General features: G+C 72.4%; 18 protein-coding genes. 13 read left to right on the top strand and 5 right to left on the bottom strand.

Annotated elements, in window-relative coordinates:
- Positions 1-375: 375 nt before the first annotated feature.
- The 6 genes from ACF07N_RS28055 (at position 376) to ACF07N_RS28080 (ending at position 5,582) form a co-directional block, all read left to right on the top strand.
- Positions 376-1,173, top strand: a complete 798-nt coding sequence (locus tag ACF07N_RS28055; protein WP_383346402.1) for a metallophosphoesterase — start codon at positions 376-378, stop codon at positions 1,171-1,173.
- Between the two features lie 111 nt (positions 1,174-1,284).
- A complete protein-coding gene (locus ACF07N_RS28060) occupies positions 1,285-1,725 on the top strand; it encodes an SRPBCC family protein (RefSeq protein ID WP_392118088.1) in 441 nt (146 codons plus the stop codon).
- 180 nt (positions 1,726-1,905) lie between these two features.
- Positions 1,906-3,075: an ArsA family ATPase gene (locus ACF07N_RS28065; RefSeq protein ID WP_392118091.1), complete on the top strand. Its 1,170-nt coding sequence runs from the start codon at positions 1,906-1,908 to the stop codon at positions 3,073-3,075.
- Positions 3,076-3,136: 61 nt separating this feature from the next.
- Entirely contained in the window at positions 3,137-3,637 is a 501-nt protein-coding gene (locus ACF07N_RS28070; protein ID WP_383333100.1) for a DUF5304 domain-containing protein, read from the top strand.
- A gap of 136 nt (positions 3,638-3,773) precedes the next feature.
- Positions 3,774-4,727, top strand: a complete 954-nt coding sequence (locus ACF07N_RS28075) for an ROK family glucokinase (protein ID WP_383333102.1) — start codon at positions 3,774-3,776, stop codon at positions 4,725-4,727.
- 108 nt (positions 4,728-4,835) lie between these two features.
- Positions 4,836-5,582 carry an endonuclease/exonuclease/phosphatase family protein gene (locus ACF07N_RS28080; RefSeq protein ID WP_383333104.1) on the top strand — a complete coding sequence of 249 codons (747 nt, stop codon included), beginning with the start codon at positions 4,836-4,838 and terminating at the stop codon, positions 5,580-5,582.
- Here ACF07N_RS28080 and ACF07N_RS28085 read toward each other — a convergent pair.
- Together ACF07N_RS28085 and ACF07N_RS28090 are read right to left on the bottom strand one after the other, a co-directional pair.
- On the bottom strand, positions 5,579-6,229 hold the full coding sequence (locus tag ACF07N_RS28085) for a hypothetical protein (RefSeq protein ID WP_392118095.1): 651 nt from the start codon (positions 6,227-6,229) through the stop codon (positions 5,579-5,581). The two genes, ACF07N_RS28080 and ACF07N_RS28085, sit on opposite strands and share 4 nt — an antisense overlap.
- Positions 6,222-7,019: an alpha/beta hydrolase gene (locus ACF07N_RS28090; protein WP_392118098.1), complete on the bottom strand. Its 798-nt coding sequence runs from the start codon at positions 7,017-7,019 to the stop codon at positions 6,222-6,224. The genes ACF07N_RS28085 and ACF07N_RS28090 overlap by 8 nt, the downstream gene beginning before the upstream one ends.
- Before the next feature lie 202 nt (positions 7,020-7,221).
- Here ACF07N_RS28090 and ACF07N_RS28095 point away from each other — a divergent pair, with 202 nt between their 5' ends.
- Genes ACF07N_RS28095 through ACF07N_RS28110 form a run of 4 tightly spaced genes read left to right on the top strand, consistent with a single transcriptional unit; the run spans position 7,222 to position 11,052 of the window.
- On the top strand, positions 7,222-8,010 hold the full coding sequence (locus ACF07N_RS28095) for a lysophospholipid acyltransferase family protein (RefSeq protein WP_392118775.1): 789 nt from the start codon (positions 7,222-7,224) through the stop codon (positions 8,008-8,010).
- A gap of 32 nt (positions 8,011-8,042) precedes the next feature.
- Complete coding sequence (gene macS, locus ACF07N_RS28100; RefSeq protein WP_392118100.1) at positions 8,043-9,284, top strand: MacS family sensor histidine kinase; 1,242 nt, start codon at positions 8,043-8,045, stop codon at positions 9,282-9,284.
- Positions 9,281-9,970, top strand: a complete 690-nt coding sequence (locus tag ACF07N_RS28105) for a response regulator (protein ID WP_392118103.1) — start codon at positions 9,281-9,283, stop codon at positions 9,968-9,970. The genes macS and ACF07N_RS28105 overlap by 4 nt, the downstream gene beginning before the upstream one ends.
- Positions 9,971-10,023: 53 nt before the next feature.
- Positions 10,024-11,052, top strand: coding sequence for a 6-phosphofructokinase (locus tag ACF07N_RS28110; RefSeq protein ID WP_383333117.1), 1,029 nt, complete (start codon positions 10,024-10,026; stop codon positions 11,050-11,052).
- A gap of 54 nt (positions 11,053-11,106) precedes the next feature.
- Here ACF07N_RS28110 and ACF07N_RS28115 read toward each other — a convergent pair whose 3' ends face one another.
- Together ACF07N_RS28115 and ACF07N_RS28120 are read right to left on the bottom strand one after the other, a co-directional pair.
- Positions 11,107-12,981, bottom strand: a complete 1,875-nt coding sequence (locus tag ACF07N_RS28115; RefSeq protein ID WP_392118106.1) for an anthranilate synthase family protein — start codon at positions 12,979-12,981, stop codon at positions 11,107-11,109.
- Positions 12,982-13,076: 95 nt separating this feature from the next.
- Entirely contained in the window at positions 13,077-13,133 is a 57-nt protein-coding gene (locus ACF07N_RS28120) for a trp operon leader peptide (RefSeq protein WP_079033853.1), read from the bottom strand.
- A gap of 96 nt (positions 13,134-13,229) precedes the next feature.
- Here ACF07N_RS28120 and ACF07N_RS28125 point away from each other — a divergent pair, with 96 nt between their 5' ends.
- The gene (locus ACF07N_RS28125; RefSeq protein ID WP_392118109.1) at positions 13,230-14,582 is read left to right on the top strand and encodes a class II 3-deoxy-7-phosphoheptulonate synthase; all 1,353 of its coding nucleotides are present in this window, start codon (positions 13,230-13,232) and stop codon (positions 14,580-14,582) included.
- Positions 14,583-14,731: 149 nt separating this feature from the next.
- Complete coding sequence (locus ACF07N_RS28130; protein WP_362280398.1) at positions 14,732-14,965, top strand: (2Fe-2S)-binding protein; 234 nt, start codon at positions 14,732-14,734, stop codon at positions 14,963-14,965.
- A gap of 16 nt (positions 14,966-14,981) precedes the next feature.
- On the opposite strand, the gene bfr is transcribed toward ACF07N_RS28130, so the two are convergent.
- Positions 14,982-15,458 (bottom strand): bacterioferritin, encoded by a 477-nt coding sequence (gene bfr / locus ACF07N_RS28135; protein ID WP_365092918.1) that lies wholly within the window; start codon positions 15,456-15,458, stop codon positions 14,982-14,984.
- A 176-nt stretch (positions 15,459-15,634) separates the two neighbouring features.
- Here bfr and ACF07N_RS28140 point away from each other — a divergent pair, with 176 nt between their 5' ends.
- The gene (locus ACF07N_RS28140) at positions 15,635-16,285 is read left to right on the top strand and encodes a sulfite oxidase-like oxidoreductase (protein WP_383333123.1); all 651 of its coding nucleotides are present in this window, start codon (positions 15,635-15,637) and stop codon (positions 16,283-16,285) included.

Below are 16,285 nucleotides of genomic sequence, written 5' to 3' on the forward strand. Positions count from 1 at the left end.
CGGCGTTTCTGCGGACGATGTCGGTCAGGTTCCCGTCCGCGGGGACCTCGTACAAAGCCGGAAGGCTGAACTCGCGCAAGACTGCTGCTCCTCATAGGGCGCCGGCGCCACGACGGTGTGTGCTGCGACGGTGCGGTCCAAGGCTCGGGCAGGTGCTCGGGCATTCACTTGTTGAAATGCAGAGCACGACTGGACTGCCCGGACGTTACCCGCCGGTATGGCGTCTCCGACAGGGGGTCCCGTCGAGATGTTCGCTGCGTCACACAGTTGGGTATTCCTTCGCGCACAGTAGTCCACGGCCGGAATCAGTGGCCAGTAACCGCAGGTAGGACCGCCACTGTTCACGTATGCCGCACACGCTTACGCTTGATCGTCATGGCACCCACACCCGCCGGAGACAGAAGGACACGCGTGCACGTGGTCAGCGACGTGCACGGCAACGCCCGTGACCTGGCCAGAGCCGGCGAGGGCGCCGACGCCCTGATCTGCCTGGGCGACCTCGTCCTCTTCCTCGACTACGCCGACCACTCGCGCGGCATCTTCCCCGACCTGTTCGGCGTCGAGAACGCCGACCGCATCGTCGCGCTGCGCACCGCCCGCCGCTTCGAGGAGGCCCGGGAGTTCGGGGCCGGGCTGTGGGCCGGCATCGGCGCGGACCGGGCCGCGGTGATCGAGAAGGCGGTGCGCAAGCAGTACGCGGAGCTGTTCGCCGCGTTCCCCACTCCGACGTACGCCACCTACGGCAACGTCGACGTGCCGCCCCTGTGGCAGGAGTACGCCGGCCCCGGCACGACCGTCCTCGACGGCCAGCGCGCGGAGATCGGCGGCCGGGTCTTCGGCTTCGTGGGCGGCGGCCTGCGCACGCCGATGCGGACGCCGTACGAGATCAGCGACGAGGAGTACGCGGCGAAGATCGAGGCGGTCGGCGAGGTCGACGTGCTGTGCACGCACATCCCGCCCGAGGTCCCCGAACTCGTCTACGACACCGTCGCGCGCCGCTTCGAACGGGGCAGCCGGGCCCTGCTGGACGCCATCCGCCGCACCCGCCCCCGCTACTCCCTCTTCGGGCACGTGCACCAGCCGCTCGTGAAGAGGATGCGGATCGGGGCGACCGAGTGCGTGAACGTGGGGCACTTCGCGGGGACCGGGAAGCCGTGGGCGCTGGAGTGGTGAGGGCGCCCCAGGTCGGGTGAGATCGGCGGGTCCCGTGCGCGGTAGCCTTCACGCTGCGCACACGTGCGCACGACGATGTCCTACCGGTCCGCATCTGGAGGAGCCACGGCGATGGCGGAACACACCAGCTCGAGCATCACCATCGAGGCGGCCCCGGCCGATGTCATGGCGGTCATCGCCGACTTCGCCCGCTACCCGGACTGGACCGGCGAGGTGAAGGAGGCGGAGGTCCTCAAGACCGACGCCCAGGGCCGGGCCGAGCAGGTCCGCCTGGTCATGGACGCCGGGGCGATCAAGGACGACCAGGTGCTCGCCTACACCTGGACCGGCCAGAACGAGGTCTCCTGGACGCTGGTGAAGTCCCAGATGCTGCGCGCCCTCGACGGCACGTACCTGCTGAAGCCCGCGGGAGCCGGCGGCACCGAGGTCACGTACGCGCTGACCGTCGACGTCAAGATCCCGATGCTCGGCATGATCAAGCGCAAGGCGGAGAAGGTCATCATCGACCGGGCGCTGGCCGGGCTGAAGAAGCGCGTGGAGTCGGGCTCGTAGGGGCCGCGCCCGCGCGGTGCCCGTGCTGCGCCCGGTGCGGCCGCGTGGTGGCCGGCCGCGCGGTTCCCCCGCGCCCCTGGGCGGGCTGAGCCGCGGGCCGTCGTGCCGCCGGGGCGCGCGACGGCCCCGTCCGGCGGCATCACACCGGGCATCTGGTCGACGCCGGTACCGTTCACCCCCATGCGCACCCTCCTGATCACCGGCCCCGGCGGCAGCGGTCGTACCACCCTCGCGGCCGCGACCGCCCTGGCCGCCGCGGCGCGGGGCACGGACACCCTCGTCCTCGGCACCGACCGCACGGACACCCTCGGTGCCGCCCTCGGTGTGCCGACCGGCCCGGTCCCGGTCGAGGCCGCCCCGCGTCTCACCGCCTGGCGCCCCGACCCCGCGCGGGACTTCCGCCGGGACCTCACCGCCCTCCAGGAGCGCGCCTCCTCCGCCCTGGACCTCCTCGGCGCCTCCCGCCTCGACGCGGAGGAACTCACCCCCCTGCCCGGTGCGGAGGAACTCGCCCTGCTGCGCGCCCTGCGCGACGCCGCGCTGTCGGAGAAGCACGAACTCCTCGTCGTCGACCTGCCCCCGGTCCCGCAGGCCCTCGCCCTGCTCGCCCTGCCCGAGGAGCTCCGCCGCTACCTGCGCCGCCTGCTCCCGCCCGAACGGCAGGCCGCCCGCGCCCTGCGCCCCGTCCTCGGCCGCCTCGCCGGGGTCCCGATGCCCGCGGAGTGGCTGTACGAGACGGCCGCCCGCTGGGACGTGGAGCTGGCCGCCGTGGAGGCCGTCGTCGCCGACCGGGACACCGTCGTACGGCTGGTCGCCGAGCCCGGTCCGGCCGGTGCCGACGCCCTGCGCACCGCCGGCCTCGGCCTCGCCCTGCGCGGCCTGCGCACCGACCTCGTCGTCGCCAACCGGGTCCTGCCCGAGGCCTCGGCGGACACCTGGCTGGCCGGCCCGGTCGCCCAGCAGCGCAAGACGCTGGACGAGTGGCGCGAGTCCCACGACGTCCGCACGGTCGCCCACCTCGGCCGCGATCCGCGCGGCGCCGACGACCTCGCCGCCCTGGCCGTGCCCGGCCCCGGAGCGGACGCCCCCGCCGCCGAGTGGCCCGTCACCGACCGGCTCGGCGAGGACGGCGTGCTCGTCTGGCACATCCCGCTGCCCGGCGCCCTGCGCGACGAACTCGACCTCGTGCGGCGCGGCGACGAACTCGTGGTCACCGCGGGACGGTTCCGCCGGGTCGTCCCGCTGCCCTCCGCGCTGCGCCGCTGCACCGTCGACGGGGCCGCCCTGCGCGACGGCGAGCTGCGCATCCGCTTCGCCCCGGACCCGGAACTGTGGCCGCGTTCCGGGTGACTCCGGCCGCTGCGCCCGTTCGGGTAACGTCGTAGGGACGAACCGTAGGCAGGAGTCCGTCATGAGCGAACAGCTCCCCCCGTCCGGTGACGCCCCCGACGAGGCCGTGGACGAGACGCGGGCGACCGACGCCGACGCCTGGGCGACCGCGTGCGCCGAGGACCTCGAAGCGGAGAAGGCCCGCCACCGCACCCGGTACGGCACGCCCCCCGGCTCCGCGGCCGAGGAGCTGAAGAAGCTCGTCGACGCCGTCGCGGACCGGCTCTCCGGCCTGCAGTCCCCGCTGCTGGGCGCGGTCGCGGGGCCCGCCGCCCAGCAGGTCGTCCGGCAGGTCGTCGACCAGGCCAGGGCCGCCGTGGAGCCGGTCATCGAGCGCAACCCGGACGTCTTCGACCACCTGGCGGCCGCCGGGAACGAACTGCTCGCCGCCTACCGCTCCGCCGTCCAGGCCCAGGAGCGCCGCTGGACCGGCCGCGACGACCAGGGCGATCCGCGTGACCTGGACGAACGCCGCGACCCCGGCGACGACGCCGGCCCGGGCCAGCGCATCGACCTGGACTGAGCCCCCGGGTCCCCGGCCCGGCGGCACCCGGCGTGCCGCCGCCGGAGCCTGCCCACCGGGCGGACGACCGGAACCCCGGGGCAGGGGCCTCGGGTACCGTGGGCCGTAGCGGGGCTCGACCGAAACTGAGGGATTCATGGGACTCACCATCGGCGTCGACATCGGCGGCACGAAGATCGCGGCCGGCGTGGTCGATGAGGAAGGCAACATCCTCTCGACCCACAAGGTGCCGACCCCGGGCACGCCCGAGGGCATCGTGGACGCCATCGCCTCGGCGGTGGACGGCGCACGCGTCGGACACGACATCGTCGGCGTGGGCATCGGCGCCGCCGGTTACGTCAACCGGCAGCGCTCCGAGGTCTACTTCGCGCCCAACATCCACTGGCGCAACGAGCCGCTCAAGGAGAAGGTCGAGGCCCGCGTGGGCCTCCCGGTGGTCGTCGAGAACGACGCGAACGCCGCGGCGTGGGGCGAGTACAAGTTCGGCGCGGGCAAGGGCCACCGCAACGTCATCTGCATCACGCTGGGCACGGGCCTCGGCGGCGGCATCATCATCGGCAACAAGCTGCGCCGCGGGCACTTCGGCGTGGCCGCCGAGTTCGGCCACATCCGCATGGTGCCGGACGGCCTGCTGTGCGGCTGCGGCTCGCAGGGCTGCTGGGAGCAGTACGCCTCGGGCCGGGCGCTGGTGAGGTACGCCAAGCAGCGTGCCAACGCCACCCCCGAGAACGCCGAGATCCTGCTCGGCCTCGGCAACGGCACGCCCGACGGCATCGAGGGCAAGCACATCTCCATGGCCGCCCGCCAGGGCGACCGCGTGGCCGTCGACTCCTACCGCGAGCTGGCCCGCTGGGTCGGCGCGGGCCTGGCCGACCTCGCGTCCCTCTTCGACCCCTCGGCGTTCATCGTCGGAGGCGGCCTCTCCGACGAGGGCGAGCTGGTCCTCGGCCCGATCCGCAAGTCCTACAAGCGCTGGCTGGTAGGCGGCAACTGGCGCCCGGTCGCCGAGGTCCGCGCAGCGGAACTGGGCAACAAGGCGGGCCTGGTGGGCGCGGCCGACCTGGCCAGGGAGCCCGACCCGGTCATGTAGGACGCCCTCCTCCGTCTCCGGGGGCGCGGGGAACCGCGCGACGAGCCGCCCCGTCGGCACGCGCGCGCACACCCCGCGCCCCCGAGCCACGGGGCGTAGATTGATCACATGTCGCTGCTCCCCAACTCCCGTACCGAACCCGACGGTTCCGCGGTCATCAGGGTCCTCGGCTACAACATCCGCTCCCTGCGCGACGACACGGAGGCCCTGGCCCGTGTCATCAGGGCGTGCGAGCCCGACCTGGTGCTCCTCCAGGAAGCCCCCCGCTTCTTCCGCTGGCGCAAGAAGCTCGCCCGCCTGGCTCACGCCTGCGACCTGGTCGTGGTCACCGGGGGCGCCACCACCACGGGCCCGGCCATCCTCAGCTCGCTCCGGGTGGGCGTCGAACGCACCGAGGACGTTCTGCTGCCCCCCACCCCCGGCCTGCACCGCCGCGGCTTCGCCACCGCGGTCGTCCGCGTCGCCGGAGCCCGCCTCGGCGTCCTGAGCTGCCACCTGTCGTTGCAGAAGGACGAGCGCTACGCGCAGGCCGGCCTGCTCCTGGACCGGCTCGCCGCCCTGGGCGTCGAGCACACGATCGCCGGCGGCGATCTGAACGAACGCCCCGACGGCCCCGCCTTCCGCCGCCTCGCCGGCTCCCTCACCGACTGCCGGGCCGCGGCCCCCTGGGGCGGCGAGCACACCTGGACCCCCGCCGACCCGTACCAGCGCATCGACGCGATCTTCGCCGGCGGGGGCATCGAGGTGCTGGGCTGCGGTGTACCGGCCGAACTGCCCGGGGTGACCGGGACAGACCTGAGGGCGGCCACAGACCACCTCCCGGTCCTGGCCGCCCTCAGGGTGCCGGCTTCCTAGACGACCGCTCCCCGCCCGGGGTCGTCGTCCTCCTCGTCGTCCGTGCGCATCCGCATCACCAGCGTCGCGCACCCGCCGATGAACCCGCCGATCCCCAGTGTGGCCAGCCACCAGGTCATGTCCCAGTCGAGCAGCACGGCCAGCAGGAGCAGCACCGGCCCGCCGAGCACCCCGAGCCAGGCGAACTTCGCCGTCGCGTCGGCGGCCGGCAGCGGCGGCGGCTCCGGGGGGACGAAGTGGCCCTCGTCGTCCGCGTCGAAGTCCTCCTCGGCGGGTTCGGGCGGGCTGTAGTCGCGCGGTCCGACGCCGGGTGCGAAGGAGACGGAGCCGCCCAGCGGCTTGGCCGGCCTGCCGCCGGAGTTCTTCGGCTCCGGCCCGTCCGGCTCGCCGGGCTTGCCGGCCTCCACGGGGGCCGCCCCGGCCTCGGCGGCCGTGTCCACCCGGTCGTCGTTGGTCGGGGACTCCAGCAGCGCGAGGTCCTCGACGGACTTGAACGGCTTGGCGCCCGGCGGGTCCGGCGGCTCCTCGCCGTACCCGGCGACGATCGCCGCCCACGCGGCCTCCTCGTCGACCGGGACGCCCTTCTCGTCCGGCTCGCGGCCCTCTCGGCCCTCGCGGTCCTCGCGGTCGGAGTCGTGCTCAGCCACCTGCGGTCGTCCCTTCCTTGCCGAGACCGGGCTCCTTGACGAGGCCGGGTGCGAGCCGGCCGATGAACGCGAGGCTCTCCTCGTGGATCCGGTCCGCGTCATGGTCCAACGTGGCCACGTGGTAGCTCTGTTCCAGGATGACCTCCGTCACGTCCGTCGACGAGATGCGGCTGAGGACCCGGGCCGAGTCGGCGGGCGGCACCACATGGTCCTGCGGGCTGCGCAGCAGCAGCACCGGCTGGGTGACCTGCGGCAGCTCGCGGTCGACGATCCGGAAGAACTGGCGCAGCGAGTGCGCCGCGTGCAGCGGCACCCGGTCGTAGCCCAGCTCCCTGCTGTCCGGCCTGGCGATGTCGCTGGCGATGCCCTTCGTCGCCGGGACGAGGTGGCGGACCACCGGGAGGGCGTGCGCGGCCAGGCCGTGCACCTTGTTCGCCGGGTTGACGACCACCACGCCGGCGACGGCGTCGCCGTGCTTCGCGGCCAGGCGCAGGGCCAGAGCGCCGCCCATGGACAGACCGGCCACGAAGACCGTCGCGCGCCGCTCGCACAGCGCGCGCAGCTCGCGGTCCACCTCCGCGTACCAGTCCTGCCAGCCCGTGATCCGCAGGTCCTCCCAGCGGGTGCCGTGCCCGGGCAGCAGCGGCAGGGACACGGTCAGGCCGTGCTCGGCGAGGTGCTCCGCCCAGGGGCGCAGCGACTGCGGTGAACCGGTGAAGCCGTGGCAGAGGAGGACGGCGACCTCCCCGCCCTCGTGATGAAACGGCTCGGCTCCGGCAAGGACCGGCACCTTCGGCCTCCAGGTCGTGAGAAGGGACGGACACGATCAGGGATGGTCACGGAACGTCATGGAAGGGGTCGCACGTCGTTCGCGGGACCTTCACCGTACGCGACCGTACTGACACCGACCAGGGCCGTCGGCGCCTTTGACGGCGCTCCGGGTTAAGGTCTGAGCGACACATACAGGAGGCACTCGGTTGTTGTACGGCGCGATGAAGGTCGCTGTTGGGGGACCGCTCAAGGTCGCCTTCAGGCCCTGGGTGGAAGGCCTGGAGAACATTCCCGCAGAGGGCCCCGCGATCCTGGCGAGCAACCACCTGTCGTTCTCCGACTCGTTCTTCCTGCCCGCGGTGCTCGACCGCAAGGTCACGTTCATCGCGAAGGCCGAGTACTTCACCACGCCCGGTGTGAAGGGCCGGCTGACGGCGGCCTTCTTCAAGGGCGTCGGCCAGCTGCCCGTGGACCGCTCCGGTGCGCGCGGCGCGGGTGAGGCCGCCATCAAGAGCGGCATCGAGGTGCTGGAGCGCGGCGAGCTGTTCGGGATCTACCCGGAGGGCACGCGTTCGCCCGACGGCCGGCTCTACCGGGGCAAGCCGGGCGGCCTCGCGCGCGTGGCGCTCGCGACGGGCGCGCCCGTCATTCCGGTCGCCATGATCGACACGGAGAAGATCCAGCCGCCCGGCAAGGTGATGCCCAAGCTGATGCGGCCCGGCATCCGCATCGGCAAGCCCTTGGACTTCAGCCGCTACCAGGGCATGGAGCACGACCGCTTCGTGCTGCGCGCGGTGACCGACGAGGTCATGTACGAGATCATGAAGCTCTCCGGCCAGGAGTACGTCGACATGTACGCCACGGCCATGAAGCGGCAGCTCGCGGAGGCGGCGAAGGCGGAGAAGGAAGCCGACAAGGCGGCCAGGGCCGCGCTCGCGCGGGCGGAGAAGGAACAGGCCGAGAAGGAAAAGGCCGAGAAGGATCAGCAGACCGGGGAGCCGCGGACCTAGCCCCGGACGGGGCGGGCCGGGGGGTGGGGGACATGGCCGGACGCGAGCGCGTGATGAGGATGTCGGTCGAGCAGCCGCTGTGGCGTGCGCTGACGGCCTACCGGGTGCTCACGATGCTGTACGCGGTCGGCCTGTTCGCCACCGCCTACGAGGAGTTCACCCGCCCCTGGCTCGCCGTCGCCTACTTCGCCGTGCTGGCCGCGTGGACCCTGGCCACCCTGCCCCGGGTCGCGAACGCCGCCCGCTGCACCAGGCGGTTCCTCGCCGCCGACCTGACCGTGGCCCTGACCGGCATCCTGCTCACGCCCGTCGCCGACGCCCACGAGCGGGTCCAGGCGGGCGGCCCGACCCTGCCGTCGATATGGACGGCCGGTGCCGTCCTGGCCTTCGCGATCAAGGGCGGCTGGCGCTGGGCGGCCCTGGCCAGCGGCCTGGTGGCCGTCGCCAACCTGATCGAGCGCGGCAGCCCGGCCCGCGACACCGTCCACAACGTCATCCTGGTCTGCATCGCGTCCATCGCCATCGGCTACGTCGTCGAGGTCGCCCGCGCCTCCGAGCGCACCCTCGCCCGCGCCCTGGAGATCGAGGCCGCGACACGGGAACGGGAGCGCCTGGCCCGGGACATCCACGACAGCGTCCTGCAGGTGCTGGCCATGGTGCAGCGGCGCGGCGCGGTGATCGGCGGCGAGGCGGCCGAGCTGGGCCGGATGGCCGGTGAGCAGGAGGTCGCCCTGCGCACCCTGGTCTCCGGCGGTCTCGTGCCCGTCTCGCGGGTCTCGGAGGACGCGGCCCAGGGCGCGCTCGTCCGTGCCGTCGAGGACGGACCGGACGACGACGAGCCGGCGGGTGGCGCCCCGGTCGACCTGCGGGCCCTGCTCGCACCGTACGCGGGGGCCCGGATCAGCCTGGCCGAGCCGGGCGCGCCCGTGCCGCTGGCGCCGGCCGCCGCCCGGGAGGTGGCCGCCGCGGTCGGGGCCGCCCTGGACAACGTCCGCAAGCACGCCGGGGAGCAGGCGCGCGCCTGGATCCTGGTCGAGGACGAACCGGACGAGGTGATCGTCACCGTCCGGGACGACGGGCCGGGCATCCCCGAGGGGCGGCTGGCGCAGGCGGAGGGCGAGGGGCGGCTCGGCGTCGCCCTGTCGATCCGCGGCCGGCTGCGCGACCTCGGCGGCAGCGCGGAACTGATCTCGGTGCCCGGCCAGGGCACGGAGGTCGAACTGAAGGTACCGAAGGACGTGACGGACGCACGGGGGAAGGCGGAGCGGCGATGACGCGGAACAGCGGGGACCGGGGCGGCCCGGTCAAGGTCATGGTGGTCGACGACCACCCCATGTGGCGCGACGCGGTCGCCCGGGACCTGGGCGAGTCGGGCTTCGAGGTGGTCGCGACCGCGGGCGACGGCGAGCAGGCCGTGCGCCGCGCCAGGGCCGCGGCCCCGGACGTCCTGGTGCTCGACCTGAACCTGCCCGGCAAGCCCGGCGTCCAGGTCTGCAAGGAGGTCGTGGCCGCGAACCCGGCGCTGCGCGTCCTGGTGCTGTCCGCGAGCGGCGAGCACGCCGACGTCCTGGAGGCGGTGAAGTCCGGCGCCACGGGCTACCTGCTGAAGTCGGCCTCCACCGAGGAGCTCCAGGACGCGGTCCGCCGCACGGCGGCGGGCGACCCGGTCTTCACGCCCGGCCTCGCGGGTCTGGTCCTCGGCGAGTACCGCCGCCTGGCCTCCGAACCGGCCCCGGCACCCGACACGGACGAGCCGAAGGCGCCCCGCCTCACCGACCGCGAGACCGAGGTGCTGCGCCTGGTCGCCAAGGGCCTGAGCTACAAGCAGATCGCCGAACGCCTGGTCATCTCCCACCGCACGGTGCAGAACCACGTCCAGAACACCCTGGGCAAGCTCCAGTTGCACAACCGCGTCGAACTGGTCCGGTACGCCATCGAGCGCGGCCTCGACGACGAGTGAGAGGCACGTCACACTGACCCTTCGTCAGGCATCTGCGGCGAAGGGACTGTTCCATGCGCGTCGGAGTACTGACCGGAGGCGGCGACTGCCCCGGCCTCAACGCCGTCATCCGGGCCGTCGTCCGCAAGGGCGTGCAGGAGTACGGCTACGACTTCACCGGCTTCCGGGACGGCTGGCGAGGACTGCTGGAGAACGCCGCCGTCCCGCTCGACATCCCCGCCGTCCGGGGCATCCTGCCCCGCGGCGGCACGATCCTCGGCTCCTCGCGGACCAACCCGCTCAAGGAAGAGGACGGCATCCGCCGGATCAAGGAGAACCTCGCCGCGCTGGAGGTCGGGGCGCTCATCACGATCGGCGGCGAGGACACGCTGGGCGTGGCCGCCCGCCTGTCCGGCGAGCACGGCGTGCCCTGCGTGGGCGTCCCCAAGACCATCGACAACGACCTGTCGGCCACCGACTACACCTTCGGCTTCGACACCGCCGTCGGCATCGCGACCGAGGCCATCGACCGGCTGCACACCACCGCCGAGTCCCACATGCGGGTCCTGGTCGTCGAGGTGATGGGCCGGCACGCCGGCTGGATCGCCCTGCACTCGGGCCTGGCCGGCGGCGCCAACGTCATCCTCATCCCCGAGCAGCGCTTCGACGTGGAGCAGGTGTGCGACTGGGTGACGTCCCGCTTCCGGGCCTCGTACGCGCCGATCGTCGTCGTCGCCGAGGGAGCGATGCCGAAGGACGGGGACATGGTCCTCAAGGACCAGTCGCTGGACTCGTTCGGGCACGTCCGGCTGTCCGGGGTCGGGGAGTGGCTCGCCAAGGAGATCGAGAAGCGCACGGGCAAGGAGGCCCGCACGACCGTCCTCGGGCACGTCCAGCGCGGCGGCACCCCCAGCGCCTTCGACCGCTGGCTCGCCACCCGTTTCGGCCTGCACGCCGTCGACTGCGTCCGCGACGGCGCCTTCGGCACGATGGTCGCGCTGCGCGGCACCGACATCGTCCGCGTCCCCCTCGCGGACGCCACGGCCTCCCTGAAGACGGTGGACCCCGCGCTGTACGAGGAGGTCGGTGTCTTCTTCGGCTGACGGCCGGGCCGGCCGGGGCCGCGGCGGGTCCGCGCGGCCCCGGCCGGAACGGGGTCAGACCGACGGCGCGCCCGAGCCCCGCAACTGCCCCAGCCGCCCCATCAGGTCCCGCACCACCCGTGCCCCGTTCAGCGTCAGCACCGACTCGGGATGGAACTGCACGCCGGCGACACCGGGCCCGCGCAGCGCGTGCACCTCCCCGTTCGCGGCGCGGGAGACCTCGACGCCGTGGGCCGCCAGCTCCGCCGCCGCCTCGTCGTCGCAGTGCGCCACGAAGCTGTTGTAGAACCCGACGGTCTCCCGCCGCCCGAACAGGTCGATCTCCGTCTGCGCCCCCTGGTACGGCACGTCCTTGCGCACGATGCCGAGCCCCAGCTCGGCCGCGATCAGCTCGTGCCCGAGGCAGACACCCAGCACGCCACCCCGTCCCGCCTGGATCACCTCGGCGGTCAGCGAGCGCAGGAACCGCATCTTCGGGTCGGCCAGGTCGGACGGATCACCCGGCCCGGGCCCCAGCACCACCGGGCCCGCGTGCCCGAGCACCGCCCGGCGCAGCCCGGGCTCGTCGTACCGCCGCACGCTCACCGCCAGGCCGCCGGAGCGCAGCAGGTGGGCGAGCATCGCCGTGAAGGTGTCCTCCCCGTCGACGACCAGGGCGTGCCCGGCGAGTCCCCCGGTACGTTCCTGCATCCGCAGCCAGAACGGCGCGAGCGAGGCCCGGCGCCCGTCCAGCGCGGCCCGTACGCGCGGATCGTCGGCGAGCCGCGCGCGCGGCCGCTGCGCGTGCGGCCGGGACGGGCCCACGCCCAGGGCCGCCAGCACCCCGGCTGCCTTGGCGTGGGTCTCGGCGACCTCGCCCGCCGGGTCGGAGCCGCGCACCAGGGTCGCGCCCACCGGAACCCGCAGCCGCCCGTCCGCGCGGATGTCGGCGGTGCGGATGAGGATGGGGGAGTCGAGGGTCTGCGCGCCGCCCGCGTCCCGGCCGATGAGGGCCAGCGCACCCGCGTAGTACCCGCGCCCGCCGGTCTCGTGCCGCTCGATCACCCGGCAGGCGTTCTGCACCGGCGAGCCGGTGACGGTCGCGGCGAACATGGTCTCCTTCAGCACCTCCCGCACGTCCAGCGACGACCTGCCGCGCAGCTCGTACTCGGTGTGCGCGAGGTGGGCCATCTCCTTCAGCCGCGGCCCGACGACCACCCCGCCCATGTCACCGACGGTGCACATCATCTTGAGCTCCTCGTCGACGACCATCGACAGCTCCTCGATCTCCTTGCCGTCGGCGAGGAAGTCCAGCAGGTGCTCCGGCGTCGGTCCCTCGGCGGGGTAGCGGTAGGTGCCGCTGATCGGGTTCATGACGACGGTGCCGCCGGACATCCGCACGTGCACCTCGGGACTGGCCCCGACGAGAGTGCGCTCTCCCGTGTGCACGACGAACGTCCAGTAGGCGCCCCGCTCGCCCTCCAGCAGCCGCCGGAACAGCGCGAGGGCGTCGGCCCGCCCGAACCCGGGGATCTCGCCCCGGTAGGTCCGCCGGATCACGAAGTTGGCGCCCTCACCGCGCCCGATCTCCTCCTCCAGCACCCGCCCGACGGTCCGCGCGTACTCCTCGTCGGGGATGTCGAAGCCTCCGTCGTTGACGCGCACGTGGTGCGCCGGCAGCTCTTCCAGGGCCTGGTCGAGCGGGACGGTGTACGACTCCTCGGGTGTCAGGGCCAGCAGCGGCGTGCCGTCGTCGCGGACGTCGAAGCCGCGCTCGCGGATCTGCCGGAAGGGCACCAGCGCCAGGCTCTCGTCGGGGAGGTCGGCCAGCCGCTCGTGGGCGGCGACCGGGCCGATCAGGACCTCGACCAGCTCGTGGTCGTGGCCGGGGGTGCGGCGGCGGAGCAGGGCGAACGGACGGGGGTCGTCCGGCAAGCCGAGCAGGTTCATGGGTCCGTGCTCCTTCTCAGGGAGAGAGGAACGGACCCCGGGAACACCGAAGGCCGCCCCTCGGGCGGCCTTCGCGAAGTCTCGAGTACGCGCAGTCAGCGGGCCGCCGGATGAGCGGTCCACCACCAGTTCTGGATCGAATGCGCGAACATGCCGGGCACCCTACCCCATGTCCGAGGGGCGCATTCGGTGTCTCACTTCCTGGGCATGGGTCTGGAGGCCCGACACGACCCCGTAATGTTGAGGCCGTGACCGTGAACGCTAAGACCAGCGCGAGTGCTGGCAACACCTGGCGAGACCTGCCCGCGGCGCAGCAGCCCGAGTACCCCGACCCCGAGGCTCTGCGCGCAGTGATCGCGGACCTCGAGTCGTATCCGCCGCTCGTCTTCGCGGGCGAGTGCGACCAGCTGCGCGCCCGGATGGCGGCCGTCGCCAAGGGAGAGGCGTTCCTCCTCCAGGGCGGCGACTGCGCGGAGGCCTTCGACGCGGTGTCCGCGGACCACATCCGCAACAAACTGAAGACCCTGCTGCAGATGGGCGCCGTGCTCACGTACGCCGCGTCCGTGCCGGTCGTGAAGGTCGGCCGGATCGCCGGCCAGTACTCCAAGCCGCGCTCCAAGCCGACCGAGACCCGTGACGGCGTCACCCTGCCGACGTACCGCGGCGACTCCGTCAACGGCTTCGACTTCACCGAAGAGGCCCGCGTCCCGGACCCCGAGCGGCTGAAGCGGATGTACCACGCCTCCGCCTCCACGCTGAACCTGGTGCGCGCCTTCACCACCGGCGGCTACGCCGACCTGCGCCAGGTCCACGCCTGGAACCAGGACTTCGTGAAGTCGTCCCCGTCGGGGCAGCGCTACGAGCAGCTGGCCCGGGAGATCGACAACGCGCTCAACTTCATGCACGCCTGCGGGGCCGACCCGGAGGAGTTCAAGACGGTCGAGTTCTTCTCCTCGCACGAGGCGCTGCTGCTCGACTACGAGACGGCGCTCACCCGTGTCGACTCGCGCACCGGCCAGCTCTACGACGTCTCCGCGCACATGGTGTGGATCGGCGAGCGCACCCGGCAGCTGGACCACGCGCACATCGAGTTCGCGTCGAGGATCCGCAACCCGATCGGCGTCAAGCTGGGTCCGACGACCACGGCCGAGGACGCGATGCAGTACATCGAGCGCCTCGACCCGGAGCGCGAGCCCGGCCGGCTGACGTTCATCGTCCGCATGGGCGCCGACAAGGTCCGCGACAAGCTCCCCGAGCTGGTCGAGAAGGTCACCGCCTCCGGCGCGACCGTGGCCTGGGTGACCGACCCGATGCACGGCAACACCTTCGAGGCGGCCTCCGGGCACAAGACCCGCCGCTTCGACGACGTGCTCGACGAGGTCAAGGGCTTCTTCGAGGTCCACAAGGCGCTCGGCACGCACCCGGGCGGCATCCACGTGGAGCTCACCGGCGACGACGTCACCGAGTGCGTGGGCGGCGGCGACGAGATCTTCGTCGACGACCTGCACCAGCGCTACGAGACGGCCTGCGACCCGCGGCTCAACCGCAGCCAGTCGCTGGACCTGGCGTTCCTCGTGGCGGAGATGTACAGGGACCAGTAACGGGTCCGCCTGTTACCGGGCATCGACTGGGGCGCGGATCACACCGGATCCGCGCCCCTCTCGCCTTTTGCGCCTCCCACCCGGCGGGTAAGGTTAGGTTAGCCTCACCGATCAACGGGGACGGCGCCACAGAACGACCCCGTCGGGAGGTGAACCGCGTGTACGTCTGCAGTTGCTTCGGGATCACCGAGCAGCAGGTCAAGCAGCACGCGGACAGCGGCGCCTGCACCCCCCGCCAGATAGCCTCCGCCTGCAAGGCGGGTACGGACTGCGGGTCGTGCGTGCGCCGGATCCAGGCCATTCTGGGCAGGGGTGCCTGCCCGCGCCGTGAGCTCGCCGACAAGGGTGAGCCGGTGCTCGCGGAGCTGGAGGACGCCGCCTGACGGCGGGTCTCGTCTCCTAGCTCGGCTGCTCGATCTGCTGCGCGATGTAGAGCGCCTCGCCGAGCTTGTCGATCAGCTCCAGCTGCGTGTCCAGGTAGTCGATGTGGTGCTCCTCGTCCGCGAGGATCTCCTCGAAGATGTTGGCGGACGTGATGTCGCCCTTGCTGCGCATCACCTCGATCCCGCGCTTGAGGCGGTCGATGGCCTCGACCTCGATCTGCCGGTCGGCCTGGAACATCTCGGTGACCGTCTGACCGACGCGGACGTGGAAGAGCCGCTGGTAGTTGGGCAGCCCGTCCAGCATCAGGATGCGCTCGGTGATCTTGTCCGCGTGCTTCATCTCGTCGATGGATTCTTCACGCGTGTACTTGGCGAGCTTGGTCCAGCCCTTGTTGTCCTGGATCCGGTAATGCAGCCAGTACTGGTTGATCGCCGTCAGCTCGCCGGTCAACTGCTCGTTCAGGAATTCGAGGACCTCGGGGTCGCCCTGCATCGCAGAGGCTCCTTCCAACGCGGGGGGAACTGGCAGGTTGCGCCGCATGATTCCACCGAGGACGAAGATCGTCCAGTAAGTCTTCACTTAGTAAGTAAGGGCATGCTTAGTGCGTAATGCCCGTTTCGGGGTGGCCCTGGTCGGGGGCATCACCCCGGGTCTGTCAGGATGGAGTCATGGGTCAGCCGCTGGGACACGCATCGGGAGAAGGGCGCGACGCGGCAGGAGAGACGCAGCCCGGGCTCCCCCCGGGACAGCGGGTGCAGCGCGGCTGGCCGGTCACGCATTACGGGCCCGTCCCCAAGTTCCGGCCCGAGCGCTGGGAGTTCCGGGTCTTCGGCGCCACCGCCGACGGCGCCAAGCACTGCTGGACCCACGAGGAGTTCACGGCCCTGCCCCACACCAGCGTCGTGGCCGATCTGCACTGCGTGACGAAGTTCAGCATGCTGGGCGCCGAGTGGGGCGGCATCCCCGCCCGCACGATCCTCGACCTCGCCCCGCCGGCGGACGACGTCACCCATGTGATGGTGTGGGCCGAGTACGGATTCAGCTCCAACCTGCGGCTGTCCGACTTCGCTGACGAGCGGGTCCTGTTCGCCACCCACAAGGACGGCGAACTCCTCACCGCCGAGCACGGCTTCCCGCTCCGCCTGATCGTGCCCCATCTGTACGCCTGGAAGGGCCCCAAGTGGGTGCGCGGCGTGGAGTACATGACCGCCGACCGGCGCGGCTTCTGGGAGGAGCGCGGCTACCACAACATCGGCGACCCGTGGCGCGAGCAGCGTTACTCCTACCAGGAGGAACCGGGGGACGGCCCCGACCTCTGA

The organism is Streptomyces sp. NPDC015242 (genome assembly GCF_043079125.1).
Lineage (GTDB): Bacteria > Actinomycetota > Actinomycetes > Streptomycetales > Streptomycetaceae > Streptomyces.

Bases quoted from the DNA above. Each gene is read 5' to 3' on its own strand.
- ACF07N_RS28095 (WP_392118775.1), top strand. From the start codon at position 7,222: ATGAAGGTCGCTGTTGGGGGACCGCTCAAGGTCGCCTTCAGGCCCTGG.
- bfr (WP_365092918.1), bottom strand. From the start codon at position 15,458: ATGCAGGGCGACCCCGAGGTCCTCGAATTCCTGAACGAGCAGTTGACC.
- macS (WP_392118100.1), top strand. From the start codon at position 8,043: ATGGCCGGACGCGAGCGCGTGATGAGGATGTCGGTCGAGCAGCCGCTG.
- ACF07N_RS28055 (WP_383346402.1), top strand. From the start codon at position 376: ATGGCACCCACACCCGCCGGAGACAGAAGGACACGCGTGCACGTGGTC.
- ACF07N_RS28065 (WP_392118091.1), top strand. From the start codon at position 1,906: ATGCGCACCCTCCTGATCACCGGCCCCGGCGGCAGCGGTCGTACCACC.
- ACF07N_RS28060 (WP_392118088.1), top strand. From the start codon at position 1,285: ATGGCGGAACACACCAGCTCGAGCATCACCATCGAGGCGGCCCCGGCC.
- ACF07N_RS28080 (WP_383333104.1), top strand. From the start codon at position 4,836: ATGTCGCTGCTCCCCAACTCCCGTACCGAACCCGACGGTTCCGCGGTC.
- ACF07N_RS28115 (WP_392118106.1), bottom strand. From the start codon at position 12,981: ATGAACCTGCTCGGCTTGCCGGACGACCCCCGTCCGTTCGCCCTGCTC.
- ACF07N_RS28070 (WP_383333100.1), top strand. From the start codon at position 3,137: ATGAGCGAACAGCTCCCCCCGTCCGGTGACGCCCCCGACGAGGCCGTG.
- ACF07N_RS28075 (WP_383333102.1), top strand. From the start codon at position 3,774: ATGGGACTCACCATCGGCGTCGACATCGGCGGCACGAAGATCGCGGCC.
- ACF07N_RS28110 (WP_383333117.1), top strand. From the start codon at position 10,024: ATGCGCGTCGGAGTACTGACCGGAGGCGGCGACTGCCCCGGCCTCAAC.
- ACF07N_RS28140 (WP_383333123.1), top strand. From the start codon at position 15,635: ATGGGTCAGCCGCTGGGACACGCATCGGGAGAAGGGCGCGACGCGGCA.
- ACF07N_RS28105 (WP_392118103.1), top strand. From the start codon at position 9,281: ATGACGCGGAACAGCGGGGACCGGGGCGGCCCGGTCAAGGTCATGGTG.